The sequence below is a fragment of the Acidisoma sp. genome (assembly GCF_035492295.1).
Lineage (GTDB): Bacteria > Pseudomonadota > Alphaproteobacteria > Acetobacterales > Acetobacteraceae > Acidisoma.
Genome location: NZ_DATJJK010000244.1, coordinates 1 through 17,170, shown reverse-complemented (window position 1 = coordinate 17,170; position 17,170 = coordinate 1). Strand labels below are relative to the sequence as shown.

Below are 17,170 nucleotides of genomic sequence, written 5' to 3'. Positions count from 1 at the left end.
GGCGACCTGGTCGGGCTTCAGATCGCCGTCGTCGATCGCCTGCATTTGTCCTTTCAGCCGGCGCAGGTTGAAGAACAGCTTCTTTTGCGCGGCGGTGGTGCCCATTTTCACCAGCGACCAGGAATGCAGGATATATTCCTGGATGGCGGCACGGATCCACCACATTGCATAAGTCGATAGGCGGAAGCCACGGTCGGGGTCGAAGCGTTTGACTGCCTGCATCATGCCGACATTGCCTTCGGAGATCAGTTCGCCGATCGGCAGTCCGTAGCCGCGATAGCCCATGGCGATTTTCGCCACCAGCCGCAAATGTGAATTGACCAGTGCATGCGCCGCGTCCTGGTCCCCGTTGTCACGCCAGGCGCGCGCCAGGCGTTCTTCCTCCTCGTGCGCCAGCATCGGATATTTGCGGATTTCCTGCATATACCGGGTGAGGCTGGCATCAGGGGCCGGGGATGAAACATTGGAGGCCATGAGGTGGAAACTCCCAAAAAAGATCGAATTTCGCAACGATCGGAAAGAGCCGCGAGCGCGACGAAACGCGATGCAAACCAAGGTTGTCGTCCAGACCCGACTTCTGTAGCACCCCGAGCCGGGTACGCCGCTTAAAAGGCCGTAATAAGCCGGTTAGAGATGCGGGTTGGAGCGACACGTTGGCGACACTCTATGGGCGGCCGCCGCGCAGGGTCAATGAAATTAGGACAATACCAGTCCTGTTTCACACGCATGTGTCGAGGGCGGCTTCCAGTTCCCGGAAATCCGCCGGCGGCGGAGCCGAGAAGCTGAGCTTCACGCCGGTGATGGGGTGAAAAAAGCCAAGCATTTCAGCGTGTAAGGCCTGTCGGGGGAAATCCAGCGCCAACCCGAGTGCCTGCGGGGGGAGGGTTTTGGCCACGGAAGGACGGCGGCGCAGATAGACCGAATCCCCCAGGAGCGGATGGCCGATATATGCCATGTGGACGCGGATCTGGTGCGTGCGGCCGGTGCCCAGGCGCAGCGCGACGAGGGATGCCGCGGTGCCGTAGTTACGAACTATTCGATAATTGGTTAGCGCCGGCTTGCCATTGCGGGTGACCACGGCCATGCGCTTGCGGTCGCGCGGGTCGCGGCCGATATCGCCCTCGATGGCGCCGCGGGCAGGGTTGGGCACGCCCCAGCAGATCGCCTTATATTCGCGGTCGAGGTCGCGGCTGGCGAATGCGGCGGAGAGGCGCGTGTGGGCGAGTTCGGTCTTGGCCACCACCATCACGCCGGACGTGTCCTTGTCCAGCCGGTGCACGATGCCGGGCCGGCGTTCGCCGCCGATGCCGGTGAGGCTGTCGCCGCAATGGGCGATGAGGGCGTTGACCAGGGTGCCGTCAGGGTTGCCGGGGGCGGGGTGCACCACCAGCCCGGCCGGCTTGTCCAGCACCAGCAGGGCATCGTCTTCATAGAGAATGGCCAGCGGGATCTCTTCGCCCTGCGGCGTCGCCGGGTCGGGCGGCGGCAGGCGCAGCCGGTAGGCGGCGCCGGGCTGCACCGTGGCGGACACGTCGGTGGTGACAGCGCCGTCGCGGCTGAGCCTTCCTTCCAGGATCAGAGACTTGACGCGGGAGCGGGAGATGGTGCCGATGCGCTCGGCCAGGAATTTGTCGAGCCGGACGCCGCCATCATCGGAGGTGGCGGTCAGGTCTATGAGGAGCGGGGATGCAGGATCAGCCACAGGGCGATTTACGGGGGTTGAAGGCGTTGGTCGGGATACTGGGCGTGCTGATCGTTATTGGCACGGCGGTGGTCATCGGCACGGTCATTCACCGCCTTTATGCCAGGAACGATGCGCCGTCGATGGCCGCCCCGCTGGCGGCGCCCGCAGCCCCGGCGCAGCCGGCCAGCCCGGTGGCGGCGGTTCTGGCGCCGGGCGAGCATATTGCCGGGATCGCCGGGGCCGGCGGGCGAATCGCGGTGTGGGTCAGCGGGCCGCAAGGCGACCGGCTGCTGCTGGTCGACCCCGCCAGCGGGCAGAGCCGCGAGGTGTTGAGCGGGCCGCACTGAGCCTGCGGGGCGGCCCCCGGCGCCAGGAGCGGAAGAAATACGCAGAAATACGCACCTTGGTGGGTTGAATTAATTTGGCCCCTGGCTTAATGGCCTCCTGCCTCGTCCCGTTCGTCTAGAGGCCCAGGACACTGCCCTTTCACGGCGGCGACAGGGGTTCGAATCCCCTACGGGACGCCATTATCTGCAACCAATTGAAAAACCACGATTTATTTTGTGTCGTCCTGGTGACGTGACATCGCTTTATGTCATAGCGGGACGCCAAATGTCGGGTTGTTCATACATCGAAAGACGGGGCAGCAGGTACTATTTTCGGATCCGGATGCTGGTGGATATCGCGGCCATTATCGGAGCTGACCTCCCCGGCATGGGATAGCCTGCGGCAGTCGTTTTTTGACGACAGGCCAGGGGTAAGCCGGAAAACGGTCTGGAGCTATAATCAGGCGTTTGATGCCTGGAGCGCACTCATCGGCAGCAGGCCGTGTGCCGAAATCCGGCGCCCTGACATTAAGGCGTTTGCCGATTTCCTACGTGACAAGGAAAACCCGCGCGGCGGGGCGCTTCGAGTTGAGGATTGTTGCGGTTACCTTACCCGCATTGCCGGCAGCGCCGAAAGCGGCGTGCTCAAAACATCTCGACCCAATGGTGCAGTCCGCCCCTTAGCTCCATGAGTTTCGGGGCGGTTGCAGGAGCTGCCAATCATGCTGTCGGGCCTGTCCGCGGGCCCGATTCTTGAAGCACTCCGGGATCAAGACCAGCTTGTCGTCGCCTGACTTATACCGGGCTCGTCACATCTCGACGACGATGTAGTTTTCCTCCACGCGCACTGGCACGGTCTCGGCAACGTAGGGGCCTTCCACCACTTTCGCACCCTCGGCGGTTTCCACCGTGTAAGAGCGCGTCTTGATGCGGTCCGGGTCGCAGTAGGATTTGCCGGTGCGGATGTCGAATTCCCAGCCGTGCCAGGGGCACCGGACGATCTCGCCCTTGCGGCTATAAATATATTCGCCGGGCGTGGCCGATTCCACGAGGCCGGTGACGGTGCCGTGGCAGAGGCTGCCGCCTTGGTGGGGGCAACGGTTGAACATGCCGAAATAATCACCGTCCAGGTTGAAGATGGCGATCGGGCGCCCTTTGATGGTGAAGAGCTTCCGGGTGCCGGGCGGAATCTCGTTGGTGGGGGCGACGACGTGGCGGCTCATGCCTGCACTCCATAAAGATTCTTCGCGTTCTCAAGGAAGAAGGATTTGCGTTGGGCGTCCGTTATCGGCACGGCAAGGGCGAGTGCGGGGTCGTCGAAATCCCAATGCGGATAGTCGGTCGCGAAGAGCACGCGGTCCCAGCCCATCCAGTCGATGGTGTCGAGCAAATGCGTGCGCGGCTCCGGCTCTTCCATGGGCTGGCTGGTCCACCACACATGCTCGCGGAGATATTCGCTCGGCTTGCGTCTGAGATGCGGGGTTTCGGTGCGGAGCTGTTCCCAGACCTTGTCGAGCCGCCAGCCGAAGGCCGGTGCCCAGGCGAAACCCGCCTCCACCATCACCACCTTGAGCGTGGGAAAACGCTCGAAGATGCCCTCGATCACCATGCTGGCGAGGCCGGCCTGGCAGCTCTGGGCGTGACCGGTCATCTCCTCGATATAGTGGCTCGGCCAGCCGGTGCTGCTGATCGGCGCGCCGCCATAGCCAAAGGCATGGACGGCGACGGGCAGGCCCGCCTCGCACGCCGCTTCGTAGATCGGCCAGTAGCGGCGGTTGCCGAGCGGTTCGCCCGTGCGCGAGAGCACCAGGACCTGGGCGAAATCCTTATGTCCGGCCCAGTGGCGAATTTCGGCCGCGGCGGCTTCGGTGAATTCGTAGGGCACGAGCACGGAGGCGCGTAGCCGCTTGTCCTTGCTCGTCCACTCCGCGACCTGCCACTGGTTCGTCGCGTGGCAGATCGCCGCCGACAATTCCGGGTTCGCGATGCCTTGCCCGGTCTGCAACGGATTGAGGATGCCGAGGGCGACGTTGTTCGGGTCGAGGTGCTGGGCCTGCATGAAAGCGAGGCTGCTGCCCGGCGGCCCGCCCTCGGGCGGAACCGCATCGCGCCGCGCCGCGTTGGGTTGGCTCTTGGGGTAGGCGGGCCCGGCCTGCATCCCGAGCCTGCGGCCGGCGCCGTAGGTTTGCAAATGCGCGCGCCAGCGCGCGGGCAGCCATGGGTCGAACGCGTTCGGCTGGCTGCGGACGGGATGGATGTCGCAATCGGCGATCGCGGTTCGGCTCGATTTCGCCCCGGTGGGGACGGGGCCGGGAAGCGGATGGTTTTCGACATTCATGACACGGTCTCCAGAAGTCTTGAATACGTGGCACGCGGGTTATCGACCATGATCTTGCGGACCAGGTCGGCGGACAACCCCTCGGGGATCACGCCCATGCCCTCGAACTGGCCGTGCGGGTAATCCGTCGAGAAGAGCAGCAATTCGTCGGACTGCATGTGTTCGATGATTTTCTCGAGTCCGGCTTTGTCGGGCGGTGCATCGGTGGGGGTCAGAGAAAGGCGGACATTGCTTTTGACGATTTCGGTGGGGGAGCGGTCCACCCAGGGGATTTCCATGCGCAGGCCGCGCCAGTATTTCGTCAGCCGCCAGAGATGTGCGGGCAGCCATGTCCAGCCCGATTCCAGCAGCACGACCTTGAGATGGCCGTAGCGGGAGAACACGCCTTCGCACACCATGGAGGTGAGCTGGGTCTGGAAGGCTTGCGCCTGGGCGACATAATCCTCCGTGTAGTAGCTCGGCCAGCCGACGGCGGTGGGCGGGTTGTGGTAGTTGCTGCCGGCATGGATGCCGATGGCGAGGTTGTGGCGCTCGGCGGCCGCATAGATCGGCCAGTACATGCGCTTGCCGAGTGGATGATCGCCGCTGGCCAGCAGGAGGATCTGCACGAAGCGCGGATCCGCGGCGCAGCGCTCGATCTCGTCGACCGCCATTTCCACGTTCTGTGTCTGCACGATGATGCTGGCGCGCAGCCTGGCATCCTTATCGAGCCATTCACGGGCCATCCACTCGTTCACCGCGCGGGAGAAGGCGCTCGCCATGTCCTCGCTGAAGAGGAGTTGCACGCCATAGAGGCAATTGCAGATCGCGATCGACGTGCGGAACGGATCGAGGCACTCGGCCTGCACCCTGGCGAGCGTGGAAGCGGGCTTGCCCTCCGCCGGCTTCCAATCCGCCCGCGCCGTGATGGGCGAGTGCGTCGGGTAGCTGATGGAGTTCAGCTCATCCATGCCGCGGGTGATCACCATCTCCCGCCAGTGGTCGTTCATGTAGGGCAGTAGCGCCTTGAGATTAGGCACCGTGGGATGGATGTCGCAGTCAATCGCGCCTGCTTCGATCATTCGTCTATTCCTCCTCTTTCAGCCAGCAATTTAAATCTTCCCACCGCGGCCCCGGCCTCGCTGCCCACGGGGGCGCCGCGTGGCACGCGTATCGCGAGCACCAGCAGCCCGCCCAGCACGCCGAGCCCGCCGAGCACGCTGAAGGCGAGCGAGAAATCCCCTGTCTGCGCCTTGAGCCAACCCACCAGCGTGGGCCCCACCGTGCCGCCGAACAGGTTGGAGATGCCGCCGGTGAAGGAAATGGCGGCCACCGCCTGGGTGCGGGGCAGAACGTCCGTCATGATGACATTGAGCAGCGGCAGCGTCATGAACAGAAAGAAGCCGCTCAGCGTGAAGAGCACCATCGTGATCGCGATCCCCATGCTCACCGCATGAGAGGCGAGGTAGAGCAGCACGCCGGCCGAGATCAGCGGCACGGCGGCGTGCAGGCGGCGTTCGCGCATCCGGTCCGAACTCAGGGTGGCGGCGACGATGCCGATGCCGGCGGCGATATAGGGAATCGCGCTGAGCACGCCCACGCTGCCGATCCTGAACGCGCTCGCGTCCTTGATCGCCGTGGGCAGCCAGAGGGCGAAGCCGTATTGCACGAGGTTGTTGAAGCAGTTCGCCCCCAGCAGGAAATAAAGCGCGGGGTGGCGGAACATGCCGTGCCAGTCCGTGGGGCCGAGCGCGCGGAAGCGCTCATCCTCGCGCGTGAGACCGGCAAGCAGATGGGTACGCTCGGAGGCCGGCAGCCACGCGGCGCTCGCCGGCCCGGGCGGGATCATCCGCCACCAGATCACCGCCCCGATCCAGGCCGGCAGCCCCTCCAGCGCGAACATCACATGCCAATTGGTGTAGCTCAGCACGAGGCCGGAGATCGGGCCGGACAGCAAGGCGCCGGCGGGGATGCTGAGATTCCAGCAGCCGAACGCCCGCGCGCGCTCGTCCTTCAGGAACCATTGCGTGAGGAGTGCGGCGACGGAGGACCAGATCGGCCCCTCGGAAAGGCCGAGCATCACGCGCATGGCCAGAAGCTGGTGGTAGGTCTGCGCGAGCCCGGAGCCCATCGCGAACATTCCCCAGAAGAAAAGCGCGACAAGGATCACCCGCTTCGCTCCGAAGCGGTTGGCGAGCCATCCGGCGGAGAGGAAGCTGACCACATAGCCCCAGAAAAAGATGCCGCCCACGAAGCCGGCCTGGGTGGGGGAGAGGGCGAGATCCTTGCTCACGCTCGGCAGCGCCATGCCGACATTGACGCGGTCCAGATACGCGATCGTGTACAGAATGAACACGATCGGCACGATATGGGCCCAACGGCGTTTGAAACCGCTTTCGGCCTGCGCCGCGATGTCGCTCGTCATGGACTGGTCCCCCGGTATTTTGTGATTTCTGGGTAGGCGTCTTCCCTGGCCGCTATGGGCCGGGCGTGTAGAGCCTCCGCGCGTTGCCGACGAGGAAGGCTTCCTGCTCGGCCGGTGTGAGGCGGAGCGGCAGTGCCGTGCGCGGGTCGTCATAGTCCCAATGCGGGTAGTCGGTGGCGAACAGCAGCCGGTCGAGCCCGATCCAGTCGATGGCATCGCGCAGATGAGCGGAGGGTTCGGGCTCCTCCATCGGCTGCGTGGTGAGCCAGAAATGCTCGCGGATATAGTCGCTCGGCGGCCGGGTGAGGTGCGGGGTCTCGCTCCTCAGCGCCGCCTGCACGCGGTCGAGCCGCCAGGCCAGCGAAGGCATCCAGGCGAAGCCCGCCTCGATCAGCACCACCTTGAGCTTGGGGATGCGGGCAAATACGCCCTCCAGCACCATCGAGGCGACGAGCGCCTGGCAGGACTGGGAATGGCCGATCATATCCTCGATGTAGTGGCTGCTCCAGCCGCTGCTGCTGGTGGGCTGGCCGCCATTGCCGAAGGCATGAATGCCGATGGGAAGCCCGGCGGCGGCGGCGGCCTCATAGATCGGCCAGTAGCGCCGGTTGCCGAGCGGCTCGGCGGTGCGTGAGAGCAGCAGCACCTGGACGAAATGCGGCGAGCCCGCGAGCCGCTCGATCTCGGCGACCGAAGCGGCGGCATCCTCGTAGGGCACGACGATGGAGGCCTTCAGACGCGGCTCGCATGCGGTCCATTCCGCCACCTGCCAATCGTTGATGCCACGGCAAAGGGCGGCGCTGAGATCGAGGTTCGGCATGCCGCCCGGGTGGGGGCGGATCATCGCCAGTACGCCGAGCGCGATGTTGTTGGCGTCGAGATGGTGGGTGCGCATGAAATCGAGATTGCTGCCCGGGCGGCCGCCCCCCGGTGGCCAGGCATCCCGGCGGGAGGCGTCCGGCTGGCTCTTGGGGTATTGAGGGCCGCTGAAATTGCCCTGGCGGGAATAATGGCCGAAACGGTCCATATGCTCGCGCCAGCGCGCCTCCATGTAAGGATAGAGCATCCTGAAGTCCCGCGGGCTGTGATGGATGTCGCAATCCGCGATCGCGAATTGGCTCGCGGCCGGGGCGGCGATGGCTTTCGGGGCGGCGGTTTGGACGTTCATCCTGGGCACTCCTTATTATTGTCTCGATCTAACGCTTCTTCGCCGCTGTTCTGATAGGCCCAGTTCCGGGGAAACATCAGCAGTACACTCAGGCTCAATCGGCGGTTCCCGGCACGAGTTCCGGGCTGACGAGGTCCTCGGATGTGATCGGCGCGCGGAGCAGCACCATCAGGATCACGGCGCCCACCAAGGTGAGCGCGGCGCCGATCGCGAACGCAATCACGAAAGAGCCGGTGGTATCCACCACGAAGCCGGTGGCGATGGGCGAGACCGTGCCGCCGATATAGCCGCCGAAATTCATCAGGCCGGCGAGAGAGGTGCAATAGGATTGCGGGGCGGCGGCGGTGGTCAGCGCCCATTTGCCGGAGACGCTCACCATCAGGAAGAACACGGAGAGCGAGATCAGCACCACGGCCTGGGTCGCGGTGGCGGCCTGAGTGGTGATGGCGGTGAAGAACCCGCTCAGCAGCATCCCCACAATGCAGGGCGCCTTGCGGCTGCCCACGAGGCTCATGCCCCAGCGGCCGAGGGCATCGGAGAACCAGCCGCCCACCCAGCACCCCACGATGCCGCAGACCAGCGGCACGGAGGCGAGGATGCCGGTCCGCTTGATGCTGATATGCTGGGCCATTTCCAGGTAGCCGGGGATCCAGGTCTGATACATCCAGATCGAGTAGCCCATGCAGAAGGCGAGCAGGATCAGCGCCCAGGTCGTGCGAAAGCCGAAAAGTTTGCTCCATTGCTCCGCGCTTACGGGCGTCGTCGCCAACCGGTTCTCCGCCAGATAGGCCATGTCGTTCTCGCTCAGCGCCGTCTTGTGCGGGTTGCGATAGAGCAGGAACCAGATGAGCGAACCCACGATGCCGACCGCGCCCATGGTCACGAACATCGCCCGCCAGCCGAAGGCGAGCATCAGGGCGGTGAGCAAAGGCGGCGCGATGGCGGGGCCGATATTGCCGGCGGAGTTGTAGAGGCCGGTGGGCGAGCCGCGCTCGCGGGCGTGGAACCAGTCGCTCGTGATGCGCACGCCGGCCGGGTAGGCGGGGGATTCGGCGATGCCGAGGCCGATGCGCGTCCATAATAGCTGGGCATAGGTCATTGCGAGCCCGCCCGCGCCCTGCGCCAGGGACCACACGATCAGCGCGCCGCCCACGAGGTAGCGCGGGCCCAGCCGGTCCAGCATGAAACCCACCGGAATCTGCACGAAGGCGTAGGACAGGGACCAAGCGGATTGGAGCGCGCCGATTTCAGTCGCGTTCAGGCCGAATGCCTTGCGAATCAGGAGATTGCCGACCGCAAGCGTCGAGCGGTCGATATAGTTGATGGTGATCACGAGCGTGACGAGCACGATCGACACCCACTGGATTGTGCGCAGGCGCGACGATGGCCTTGGTATGGTCATGTCTTGGTTCCCCCGGAGCGGCTTATTTTTAAGCTCGCGGGGCATAAGGCCCGAAACCGCCTTGTCTTGTTAGGGTCAGGCCTGGGTAAACACGATCAGTACAGGCGGTCAGTACAGAGATGCGTTGGGGTGCATCAGGTTGGCAATCGCCTTCAGCTTCTCGATCCGCTCGGCCGTCCATTCGAAGGAGAAATTGAGCGCGAGGAAGTTGCGGAAGGAGGCGGCGGGAGAGAACATCGGCCCCGGCGCGAGGCTGATATTGGCCTGAAGCGCCTGGCGGGAGGCGGAGGTCGCATCGAAGCCCTGTGGCCCGCGCACCCAGCAAACGAACCCGCCGGAAGGCCGGGAGACCGCGCAATCCTTGGGCAGCAGCCCGGCGATGAGGCCGAGCCCGCGTTGCATCCGCTGGGCGAGCGTGTCGCGGATGCCGCGCAACGGCCGGTCGTAATGCCCGCCGGCGATATATTCGGCGGCGGCGCGCTGCAACGGCCCGTCACCGGCGAAGAGATTGGTGAAGAATTTCTGTTCGAGCAGCATGTTGTAGAATTGTTCGCTCACAATCCAGCCGATGCCGTAGCCGGAGGAGGAGAGGCCCGGTAGGCTCGAGAACTGGATCACGGTGCCGTCCGCATCGAAGGTTTTGAGCGAGGGCGTGAACTCGGTCGCATAGGACAGGCTGCCGAAGATGTCGTTCTCGATGATCGGCACGCGCCGGGCGCTCGCCAGGCGCACGATCTGGCGCATCGTCTCTTCGGTGTAGGTCACGCCGGTGGGATAATGGTTGACCGGCATGAGCAGGCAGGCGGCGACCTGGTTGCGCTCTAGCAAATGCGCGAACTGGTCCGGATCGATCCCCGTTTTCGGGTGAGAATAGATCTCGAGCGCGAGCAAATGCCGCCTGCGGAGCGTATCGAGCAACGGAAAGAAGGTGGGGGTTTCCACCAGCACCGTGTCTCCCGGCTTGGTGATCGCGCCGACGCAGATATCGAGCCCCTGCAGCCCGCCGCCGGTGATCAGCACGTCCCGCGGGCGGACGATGATGCCCCGCTGGGCAGCGCGGCGCGCGATGATCTCACGCAGCAGCGGATCTCCCTCCGGGGCGTCGGTCTCGGGCGCGCGTTCAGGATCGCGCAGGAGCACCTGGCGGAGCGTCTGGTTGATCTTGCGGCGCGGGAAAATGTCCCCGCTCGGGTATACCGCCCCGAAAGCTTCCTGGTCCTTGTTGTGCCAGGAGGCCATCACGCGGAAATTGAGGCTGTCGATCGGCACCGGGGCGCTCGGCCGGTCGGTCCCCGCCGCCGGGGCATCGGGGAAGGTGTCGAGCGTCCGGGCCTGATGCGTGACGAAGAAGCCCGTGCGCGGCCGCGCCTCGATCAGCCCCTCGCCCTCCAGCAGCACATAGGCGTGATGGACCGTGACCATCGAGAAGCCCGTCAGCCCGCTGAGCGCGCGCACCGAGGGCAGGCGTTCGCCCGGCTTGAGCGTGCCCGCCTCGATCCGACGGCGTATATTGGAGACCACCTGCTCATAGCGCCGCATTGCTTGTACTAACAGCCTTCCTGCGTGACTGTCCCTATCAGAACAGCAGGACCTGTGGGAAAGCAACCGGAACGGCGGTGTACCTGGAGGGGAAATGCAGCGTTACGTGATCATCGGCGGCGGGCTCGCCGGCCACCGGGCGGCCCTGGAGCTCGCCAAGTGTGCGCCTGGCGCCGCGATCCATCTCCTCGAGGACGAAGACGGCCTGCCCTATGACCGCCCGCCGCTCTCCAAGGAGATCCTGAACGGCACGAAGGAGGCGGGCGGCATCGTGCTGAACGGCGCGGCCGGGTATGAAAAATCAGGCATAACATATTGCCCTAAAACAAAAATTATCAGAATCGACCGCGTCGGGCGGCGCGTGGAAGCCGAGGATGGCCGCATCTTCGCCTACGATGCCTTGCTGCTCGCCACCGGCTCCCGCCCGCGGCGCCTGCCCGCGCGGATCGCCGGGGACGCGGAAATCCACTATCTTCGCACGTTGGAGGATTCGCTGCGCCTGCGCGACAGGCTGGTCGCCGGCCGGCAGGTCGCCGTGATCGGCGGCGGCTTTATCGGCCTCGAAGTGGCGGCCGCCGCGATCGCCCGCGGCTGCCGGGTGACGGTGCTGGAGGCCTTGCCCCGCCTGCTCGCCCGGGCAATGCCGGAGGAGGTGAGCATCTGGGTTCAGGGCCTGCACGAAAGGGAAGGTGTGGATATCCGCCTTTCGGCCGGCGTTGATACGATGCGCCGCGAAGGTGACCGCACGCGCCTCAATGGCGCTGAGTGGACGCTGCTCGCGGATGTCGTGATTGCCGGCATCGGCGTGGTGCCGAACGCAGAACTGGCGGCCGAAGCGGGGCTCGACGTCGCGGATGGCATCGTAGTCGATGCGTTTTGCGGCACCGCTGATCCCGCGATTTTTGCCGCCGGCGAGGTGACGTCCCATCCGGTTGCGGGTGGAGGGCGACTGCGAATTGAATCCTGGAAATCCTCGGGCGAGCAGGGGGCCATCGCCGCACGCAACATGTGCGGGGGAGCTGAGACCTTCGATGAAGTGCCCTGGCTTTGGTCCGACCAGTTCGATGCCAATATTCAGATGATCGGCCTGCCGGATCACGCCGCGCGGCACGAGATTCTCGGCGACCCGGCTTCCAAGGCCTGGACGATGGTAAGCGTCGATGGCAACGAGAGGATCGTCGGTGGCATCGCGATCAACCGTGGGCGGGACGCCTCGATGCTCAAACGTGCCGTGCGCAACGGCGCGCCGTTGACCTTTATGCGGCCCGAATCGGCCGTTTTCGCCCCCTGAACCGCGCAGACAAGGAGCAAATCGTGACTGAAACCGTCGATCAATGGCACGCCGTGGGCATGGAGGGCGATGTGCAGCCGGGGGAGATGGCCGCGCATGATGTCGGCACGCACCAGCTCGCGCTTTACAACATCGAGGGCGAGCTGTTCTGCACGGACAATATCTGCAGCCACGCCTACGCCTTGTTGACCGATGGCTGGTTGGACGGCGAGGTGGTGGAATGCCCGCTGCACGGCGCGCAGTTTGACGTCCGCACCGGCAAGGCGATGTGCGAGCCCGCGACCTGCGACGTGAAAACCTACCCAATCCGCATCGTCGACGGCCGGATTGAGGTGAGCCTGCCCGCTTGAATTCGGTCGGAGGGTCGTTTGAGACGTGTTTTCGGAACGGCAGTTTCGTCCCCGTTGCCGCTTATCTGCACGCCACCGGCGCATGTGTTGTGAAGAGCAGCTACCCGGTCGACCCCACACGGCTCCTTCATCTCCAATGCTGTGCTCGTAGCTTCTCCCAAAATTTGGGCCCGCCGGAAAAGAGGTGACGGAGCAAACACTTACCGCTGATGCCAGACAAAGGTTCGGGGATACTGCGGTTTGTTTTCTACATTCGGCCGATTTGGCCCGGAACCAGCCGCACCGGCCAGTGCGGCACTCCTTGTGGGATCGGACGCTCTACGCCGTGCACGCGAAAAGCTGGACGCCGTGATCGAGGAAATCGACCGCTGGGAAGCGGTCACGCAAAGCACGGATTTCGCCTGAAACCGAGTAAGAATCTCAAATGAAGCGGCTATTTCATCACGGTGGAGTCGCTGCTTTTGGATGTCTACCTCCGCTGAATTCGCCAGTGTTGTGCTTCAAGACCCCTGATTGTTGGTGGCGATGCCGATATTGGTGATGCCGGCCTTGCGGGTCAGGTCCATCACATTCATCAACTGTTGCAGCCTCGTGCCCTTATCGCCGGCGATGATCACGTCGGTGTCGTTGCCGGCCTTTACGCCCTGGAGGTAGGTCTCCAGCGCATCCGAGCTCATCACCTGGTCCTTCACATGCAGATTGCCCTGGGCGTCGATGACGATCACGACCTGGGTATGCGGCAGAGGCTGGGCGGTGGAGGCGCCGGGCAGCGACAAGGTCACGCCTGAATCGGGGATCATCCGCAGCACGATCATCACGAAGAACACCAGAAGGAACATCATGATGTCGATCATCGGCACGATTTCCAGGCGAGGCTTCTCCCGCGCCAGCGAGTCGCGACGTCTGCGCACGGCTTAAACTCCCGCGCCGAGGCGCGGCATGACCGGGCGCGGTGCGGCCGCACCGTCAATGCCCTTGCCATGCGCCAGCCGCCCGCCTGTGAGAATGATTGGTCTGCCGAATTGTTCCAAGGTCCTTAACTCCTAACGGGAACGTGAACGTAGTTGCGGCGCTGCTTCGATCAAGGCCGCGGTGTAACGGTGCTGCGGGGCCTCGATCAGTCGGGCCGTCTCATTCATCTCGACGATACGCCCCGCGTTGAGCACCGCGATCCGGTCCGCCATGTAGCTCACCACGGCGAAATCATGACTGATGAGAATATAGGACAACGCGTCGCTCTGTCCGAGATCCTTGAGCAAATTCAGCAGCATCGCCTGGGTCGAGACGTCGAGCGCCGAGGTCGGCTCGTCGAGCACGATCACCTCCGGCTCGGCCGCCAAAGCGCGGGCGATGGCGATGCGCTGCGCCTGACCGCCTGAGACGGCGCTCGGCAGGCGCAGGGCCAGTTCCGGGTTCAGCCCGACCCGGCCGAGCAGTGCTGCCACCCGGCGGCGTGTTTCCGCCTGGCTGATCCGCCCCTGCAGCCGCAGCGGCTCGGCCACGATGTCGCCGATGCGCAGGCGCGGATTCATCGATTCCCGCGGGTCCTGGAACACCACCTGAAGACGCCGGCGTTGCGCCCGCCGCTTGGGCCCGTGCAACCCTGCCAGATCATGCCCGTCCAGCAGCACGTGGCCGCCGTAGGGGATCATCTGGAGCACGGCACGGCCCAAAGTCGATTTACCGGACCCGCTTTCCCCCACCACGCCCAGGCATTCGCCCTTGCCCAGCGAGAATGCCACATCCTGCAGCGTGGGCGGCTGTTTGCCGCCGGCGCCGAACCAGCCGCCCGCCTCTTCATAGCGCACCGAGAGGTCTTGAACTTCGAGCTGCGGCGCGTAGTTGCGGCCGGCCGGCTTGGCGAGCGGCGCCGCTTGGAGGACGCCCCCGGCCGGCAACGGGAACAGGCAAGCCGCGGCGGTGCCGCCATTGGCGATGAGCGCCGGATAGGCGGCATCGCAGGCCGGCTGATGGTAGGCGCAGCGCGGCGCAAAGCGGCAGCCCGCCGGTCGCGCTTCCGGCTCCGGCAGCTGGCCCGGAATGTTCTGCAGCCGCGCCTGGCCGAGGCGCGCCACCGAGTTCAGGAGCGCCGCGCTGTAGGGGTGGCGCGGATGCGCGAAAAATTGCCGGGCGCCGCCGAACTCCACGCTGCGCCCGGCGTACAGCACGTGGATCGCATCGGCGTGTTCCTCCACCACGGAAAGATCATGGGTGACGAACAGCACGCCCATCGCGTGTTCGCGCCGCAGCCTGGCGATCAATTGCATGATCTGCCGGGCGATCAGCGGGTCGAGGCCGGTGGTCGGTTCGTCGGCGATCAGCAGTTTCGGCGCGCAGGCCAGCGCCATGGCGATCATCACGCGCTGGCGCATGCCGCCGGAGAATTGGTGCGGATAATCGTCCAGCCGCTGCGCCGGTTGGGGGATGCCGACCTCGCCCATCAGGTCCAGCGCCCGCGCCCGCGCAGCGCGAATGCTTCCGCCCTTGTGCACGCGCCAGGCTTCCTGAATTTGCGCCGCCACCGTGCGTGATGGGTTGAGTGCCGCCAGCGGGTTCTGGAACACCATGCCGACATCGCGGCCGCGCACGCCGCGCATCGCCCGGTCATCCAGCGCGGTCAGCTCGGTGCCGGCCAGCTGAATGCTGCCCTGCACCCGCGCGCCCCGTGGCAGCAGGCGCATCACCGATAATGCGGCGATGGTCTTGCCGGACCCGCTCTCGCCGACCAGCGCCAGCATTTCGCCGGCGCCGATGGTGAGGTTCAGCTCATCGAGAATCGCCACATTGCCGGCGCGGCCGCGCGGCAGCGAGACCGACAAATTCTCGAGTTTCAGCACATCGCTCATCGTCCGTTACCCCAACGCTGCAATAATCCCTGGCCGGTGAGCGAGGCCGCCAGCAGCGCGCCGAACACCAGCAGGCCGGGCGGCAGGATCAGCCACCACGGGTCGAGGGCGATGATATCGAGGGCGGATTCCAACAGGCTGCCCCAGCTCACCTGCGGCGGCTGCACGCCGAGGCCGAGAAAACTCAAGGCGGAGAAGGCAAAGATCGAATCGCCGATCATGAAGGTGCCGTTCACCACCAGCACCGGCGCCATCACCCGCACCAGATGCATACGGGCGATATAGAAGCGTCCGCCGCCGAGCTGCTCGGCGGCAAGCACGAAATCGCGCCCGCGCTGCGCGCGCGTCTCGTTGCGCACCAAGCGCGCGAGGCCGGGCCAAGAAATGAGGCCGAGCAGCAAAATCAGGCTGGTGTCATTCAGCGTGACCAGCGACGCGAAGAAGATCAGAATGATCAGGCTGGGCAGCGCCAGAATGGCATCCAGCAGACGCATCATCACCCGGTCCGCCCAAGCGGGGCCGAGCCCGGCCGTAAGCCCGTAGGCGATGCCCACAATGAAGGCCAAGGCCGCCGCCGGCAGCGCCACCACTAGCGTGGCGAAGCCGCCGGAAAGCAACAAGGCGAGCTCGTCCCGGCCGAGCTCGTCGGCGCCGAGCGGAAACGCCCAGCTCGGCGCCTGCAGCGCATGATCCGGATGGATCGCGAACGGATCGGGCGGATATAAAAACGGCGCGACGAAGCCGATGAAGAGGATCAGCCCGGCGATCGCCAGGCCGGCGACCAGTGTGGAACGCTGCGTTATCCACGCGACCCAGCTTCCCAGCGGCGCCGCCGGCAGGCCCTGCGCGGGAATGATTTGTTCACTCATAGCTTGCCCTCGGGTCCAACAGGCCGTTCACCAGGTCGGCGAGCAGATTGCCGATGACGGTGAGCAGGCCGATGATCAGCACGATGGCGATCAGGACCGGATAATCCTGCGACAGCGCCGAACGCCACATCAGCCAGCCAAGGCCAGGATAGTTGAAAACGGATTCGACGATCACGCCGCCGGTGAAGATGTAGGGGAAGGAGAGGCCGATCATCGTCACCAGCGGGCGCAGCGCGTTGCGCAGCACATGGCGGAACAGGATGGAAGGGAAGCTGACACCTTTCGCCATCGCCGTCCGCACATAGTCCTTGCCCAATTCCTCGCGCACCGCTTCACCGAAATAGCGCGACAGCGAGGCGACGGTGAGCAAGGTGATGGTGGTGACCGGCAGCGCCAAATGCGCGATGTAGGCGCCGATTGACGGGTGCGCCGCGCGCAAATCGGTGATGCCGCTGGCCGGAAACAACGGGAGCTGTACGGCGAACCAGAGCACGAGCATGGCCGCGACGAAGAAGGGCGGCAACGCGTAAAATCCGAGTTGCAACGCGCTGATGAGTTTCGCCGGCCAGCGCCCGTAATACACACCCTGCAACAGGCCAAGGCCGATCGATAACGCGGTGCTGATGACGATGGCGGAGATGTAGAACACCAGCGTGTTCCGCTCATATTGCCAGAGCAATTGCCCGACCGGACGGTTCAGCAAATAGGAATAGCCGAGCTGGCCATGCAGCAAATGCCACCACCAGATGGCGTATTGCTTCCAGAGCGGCGCGTCGAGGCCGAGCCTGGCGTTGAGTTGCGCGACGGAAGACGCGGTCGCCTTCATGCCGAGAATGGAATAGGCCGGGCCGCCGGGCGTGAGATGCGCCATGACGAAGACCAAAGTCACCAGGATGACGATGGACAGCGACGAGGAGGCCAGGCGGGTCGTGATCATGCGGATCATGATTTTG

General features: G+C 64.9%; 17 protein-coding genes and 1 tRNA gene. 5 read left to right on the top strand and 13 right to left on the bottom strand.

Going from position 1 to position 17,170, the window contains the following annotated elements:
* A partial coding sequence (locus tag VL752_RS18245) for an RNA polymerase factor sigma-32 (RefSeq protein ID WP_325357357.1) occupies positions 1–474 on the bottom strand: 474 nt, incomplete at its 3' end.
* A gap of 244 nt (positions 475–718) precedes the next feature.
* Positions 719–1,702 (bottom strand): RluA family pseudouridine synthase, encoded by a 984-nt coding sequence (locus tag VL752_RS18240; protein WP_325357355.1) that lies wholly within the window; start codon positions 1,700–1,702, stop codon positions 719–721.
* On the opposite strand from VL752_RS18240, the gene VL752_RS18235 reads away from it, so the two are divergent.
* Positions 1,687–2,031 (top strand): hypothetical protein, encoded by a 345-nt coding sequence (locus VL752_RS18235; RefSeq protein WP_325357353.1) that lies wholly within the window; start codon positions 1,687–1,689, stop codon positions 2,029–2,031. The two genes, VL752_RS18240 and VL752_RS18235, sit on opposite strands and share 16 nt — an antisense overlap.
* Before the next feature lie 104 nt (positions 2,032–2,135).
* Positions 2,136–2,211 (top strand) — tRNA-Glu (locus VL752_RS18230).
* Between the two features lie 608 nt (positions 2,212–2,819).
* Here the strand turns inward: VL752_RS18230 and VL752_RS18225 are convergent.
* The 7 genes from VL752_RS18225 to VL752_RS18195 form a co-directional block, all read right to left on the bottom strand.
* Positions 2,820–3,233 (bottom strand): Rieske (2Fe-2S) protein, encoded by a 414-nt coding sequence (locus VL752_RS18225; protein ID WP_325357351.1) that lies wholly within the window; start codon positions 3,231–3,233, stop codon positions 2,820–2,822.
* On the bottom strand, positions 3,230–4,348 hold the full coding sequence (locus tag VL752_RS18220) for an amidohydrolase family protein (RefSeq protein ID WP_325357349.1): 1,119 nt from the start codon (positions 4,346–4,348) through the stop codon (positions 3,230–3,232). Before VL752_RS18220 ends, VL752_RS18225 begins: the two co-directional genes overlap by 4 nt.
* A complete protein-coding gene (locus tag VL752_RS18215) occupies positions 4,345–5,409 on the bottom strand; it encodes an amidohydrolase family protein (protein WP_325357347.1) in 1,065 nt (354 codons plus the stop codon). Before VL752_RS18215 ends, VL752_RS18220 begins: the two co-directional genes overlap by 4 nt.
* Positions 5,406–6,752, bottom strand: a complete 1,347-nt coding sequence (locus VL752_RS18210; RefSeq protein ID WP_325357344.1) for an MFS transporter — start codon at positions 6,750–6,752, stop codon at positions 5,406–5,408. Before VL752_RS18210 ends, VL752_RS18215 begins: the two co-directional genes overlap by 4 nt.
* Before the next feature lie 52 nt (positions 6,753–6,804).
* Positions 6,805–7,920, bottom strand: coding sequence for an amidohydrolase family protein (locus tag VL752_RS18205; RefSeq protein ID WP_325357342.1), 1,116 nt, complete (start codon positions 7,918–7,920; stop codon positions 6,805–6,807).
* A gap of 94 nt (positions 7,921–8,014) precedes the next feature.
* Positions 8,015–9,322, bottom strand: a complete 1,308-nt coding sequence (locus VL752_RS18200; protein ID WP_325357340.1) for an MFS transporter — start codon at positions 9,320–9,322, stop codon at positions 8,015–8,017.
* A gap of 108 nt (positions 9,323–9,430) precedes the next feature.
* Positions 9,431–10,861: a PLP-dependent aminotransferase family protein gene (locus VL752_RS18195; protein WP_325357338.1), complete on the bottom strand. Its 1,431-nt coding sequence runs from the start codon at positions 10,859–10,861 to the stop codon at positions 9,431–9,433.
* Positions 10,862–10,955: 94 nt separating this feature from the next.
* Here VL752_RS18195 and VL752_RS18190 point away from each other — a divergent pair, with 94 nt between their 5' ends.
* From VL752_RS18190 to VL752_RS18180, 3 genes are all read left to right on the top strand, one after another.
* Complete coding sequence (locus tag VL752_RS18190) at positions 10,956–12,152, top strand: NAD(P)/FAD-dependent oxidoreductase (protein WP_325357336.1); 1,197 nt, start codon at positions 10,956–10,958, stop codon at positions 12,150–12,152.
* Positions 12,153–12,175: 23 nt separating this feature from the next.
* Positions 12,176–12,502, top strand: coding sequence for a non-heme iron oxygenase ferredoxin subunit (locus VL752_RS18185; protein ID WP_325357334.1), 327 nt, complete (start codon positions 12,176–12,178; stop codon positions 12,500–12,502).
* A gap of 240 nt (positions 12,503–12,742) precedes the next feature.
* Positions 12,743–12,907 carry a hypothetical protein gene (locus VL752_RS18180; RefSeq protein ID WP_325357332.1) on the top strand — a complete coding sequence of 55 codons (165 nt, stop codon included), beginning with the start codon at positions 12,743–12,745 and terminating at the stop codon, positions 12,905–12,907.
* Positions 12,908–13,002: 95 nt separating this feature from the next.
* Here VL752_RS18180 and VL752_RS18175 read toward each other — a convergent pair whose 3' ends face one another.
* From VL752_RS18175 to VL752_RS18160, 4 genes are all read right to left on the bottom strand, one after another.
* Positions 13,003–13,413, bottom strand: a complete 411-nt coding sequence (locus VL752_RS18175) for an ExbD/TolR family protein (RefSeq protein WP_325357330.1) — start codon at positions 13,411–13,413, stop codon at positions 13,003–13,005.
* 132 nt (positions 13,414–13,545) lie between these two features.
* A complete protein-coding gene (locus VL752_RS18170) occupies positions 13,546–15,348 on the bottom strand; it encodes an ABC transporter ATP-binding protein (protein ID WP_325357328.1) in 1,803 nt (600 codons plus the stop codon).
* Positions 15,345–16,217 carry an ABC transporter permease gene (locus tag VL752_RS18165; protein WP_325357326.1) on the bottom strand — a complete coding sequence of 291 codons (873 nt, stop codon included), beginning with the start codon at positions 16,215–16,217 and terminating at the stop codon, positions 15,345–15,347. The genes VL752_RS18170 and VL752_RS18165 overlap by 4 nt, the downstream gene beginning before the upstream one ends.
* Positions 16,210–17,170, bottom strand: a 961-nt coding sequence (locus VL752_RS18160; RefSeq protein WP_325357324.1) for an ABC transporter permease, incomplete at its 5' end; no start/stop codon positions are given. The genes VL752_RS18165 and VL752_RS18160, both read right to left, overlap by 8 nt.

Coding starts and splice junctions, on each gene's coding strand:
- VL752_RS18235 (WP_325357353.1), top strand. CDS start 1,687: ATGCAGGATCAGCCACAGGGCGATTTACGGGGGTTGAAGGCGTTGGTC.
- VL752_RS18225 (WP_325357351.1), bottom strand. CDS start 3,233: ATGAGCCGCCACGTCGTCGCCCCCACCAACGAGATTCCGCCCGGCACC.
- VL752_RS18220 (WP_325357349.1), bottom strand. CDS start 4,348: ATGAATGTCGAAAACCATCCGCTTCCCGGCCCCGTCCCCACCGGGGCG.
- VL752_RS18215 (WP_325357347.1), bottom strand. CDS start 5,409: ATGATCGAAGCAGGCGCGATTGACTGCGACATCCATCCCACGGTGCCT.
- VL752_RS18210 (WP_325357344.1), bottom strand. CDS start 6,752: ATGACGAGCGACATCGCGGCGCAGGCCGAAAGCGGTTTCAAACGCCGT.
- VL752_RS18205 (WP_325357342.1), bottom strand. CDS start 7,920: ATGAACGTCCAAACCGCCGCCCCGAAAGCCATCGCCGCCCCGGCCGCG.
- VL752_RS18200 (WP_325357340.1), bottom strand. CDS start 9,322: ATGACCATACCAAGGCCATCGTCGCGCCTGCGCACAATCCAGTGGGTG.
- VL752_RS18195 (WP_325357338.1), bottom strand. CDS start 10,861: ATGCGGCGCTATGAGCAGGTGGTCTCCAATATACGCCGTCGGATCGAG.
- VL752_RS18190 (WP_325357336.1), top strand. CDS start 10,956: ATGCAGCGTTACGTGATCATCGGCGGCGGGCTCGCCGGCCACCGGGCG.
- VL752_RS18170 (WP_325357328.1), bottom strand. CDS start 15,348: ATGAGCGATGTGCTGAAACTCGAGAATTTGTCGGTCTCGCTGCCGCGC.
- VL752_RS18165 (WP_325357326.1), bottom strand. CDS start 16,217: ATGAGTGAACAAATCATTCCCGCGCAGGGCCTGCCGGCGGCGCCGCTG.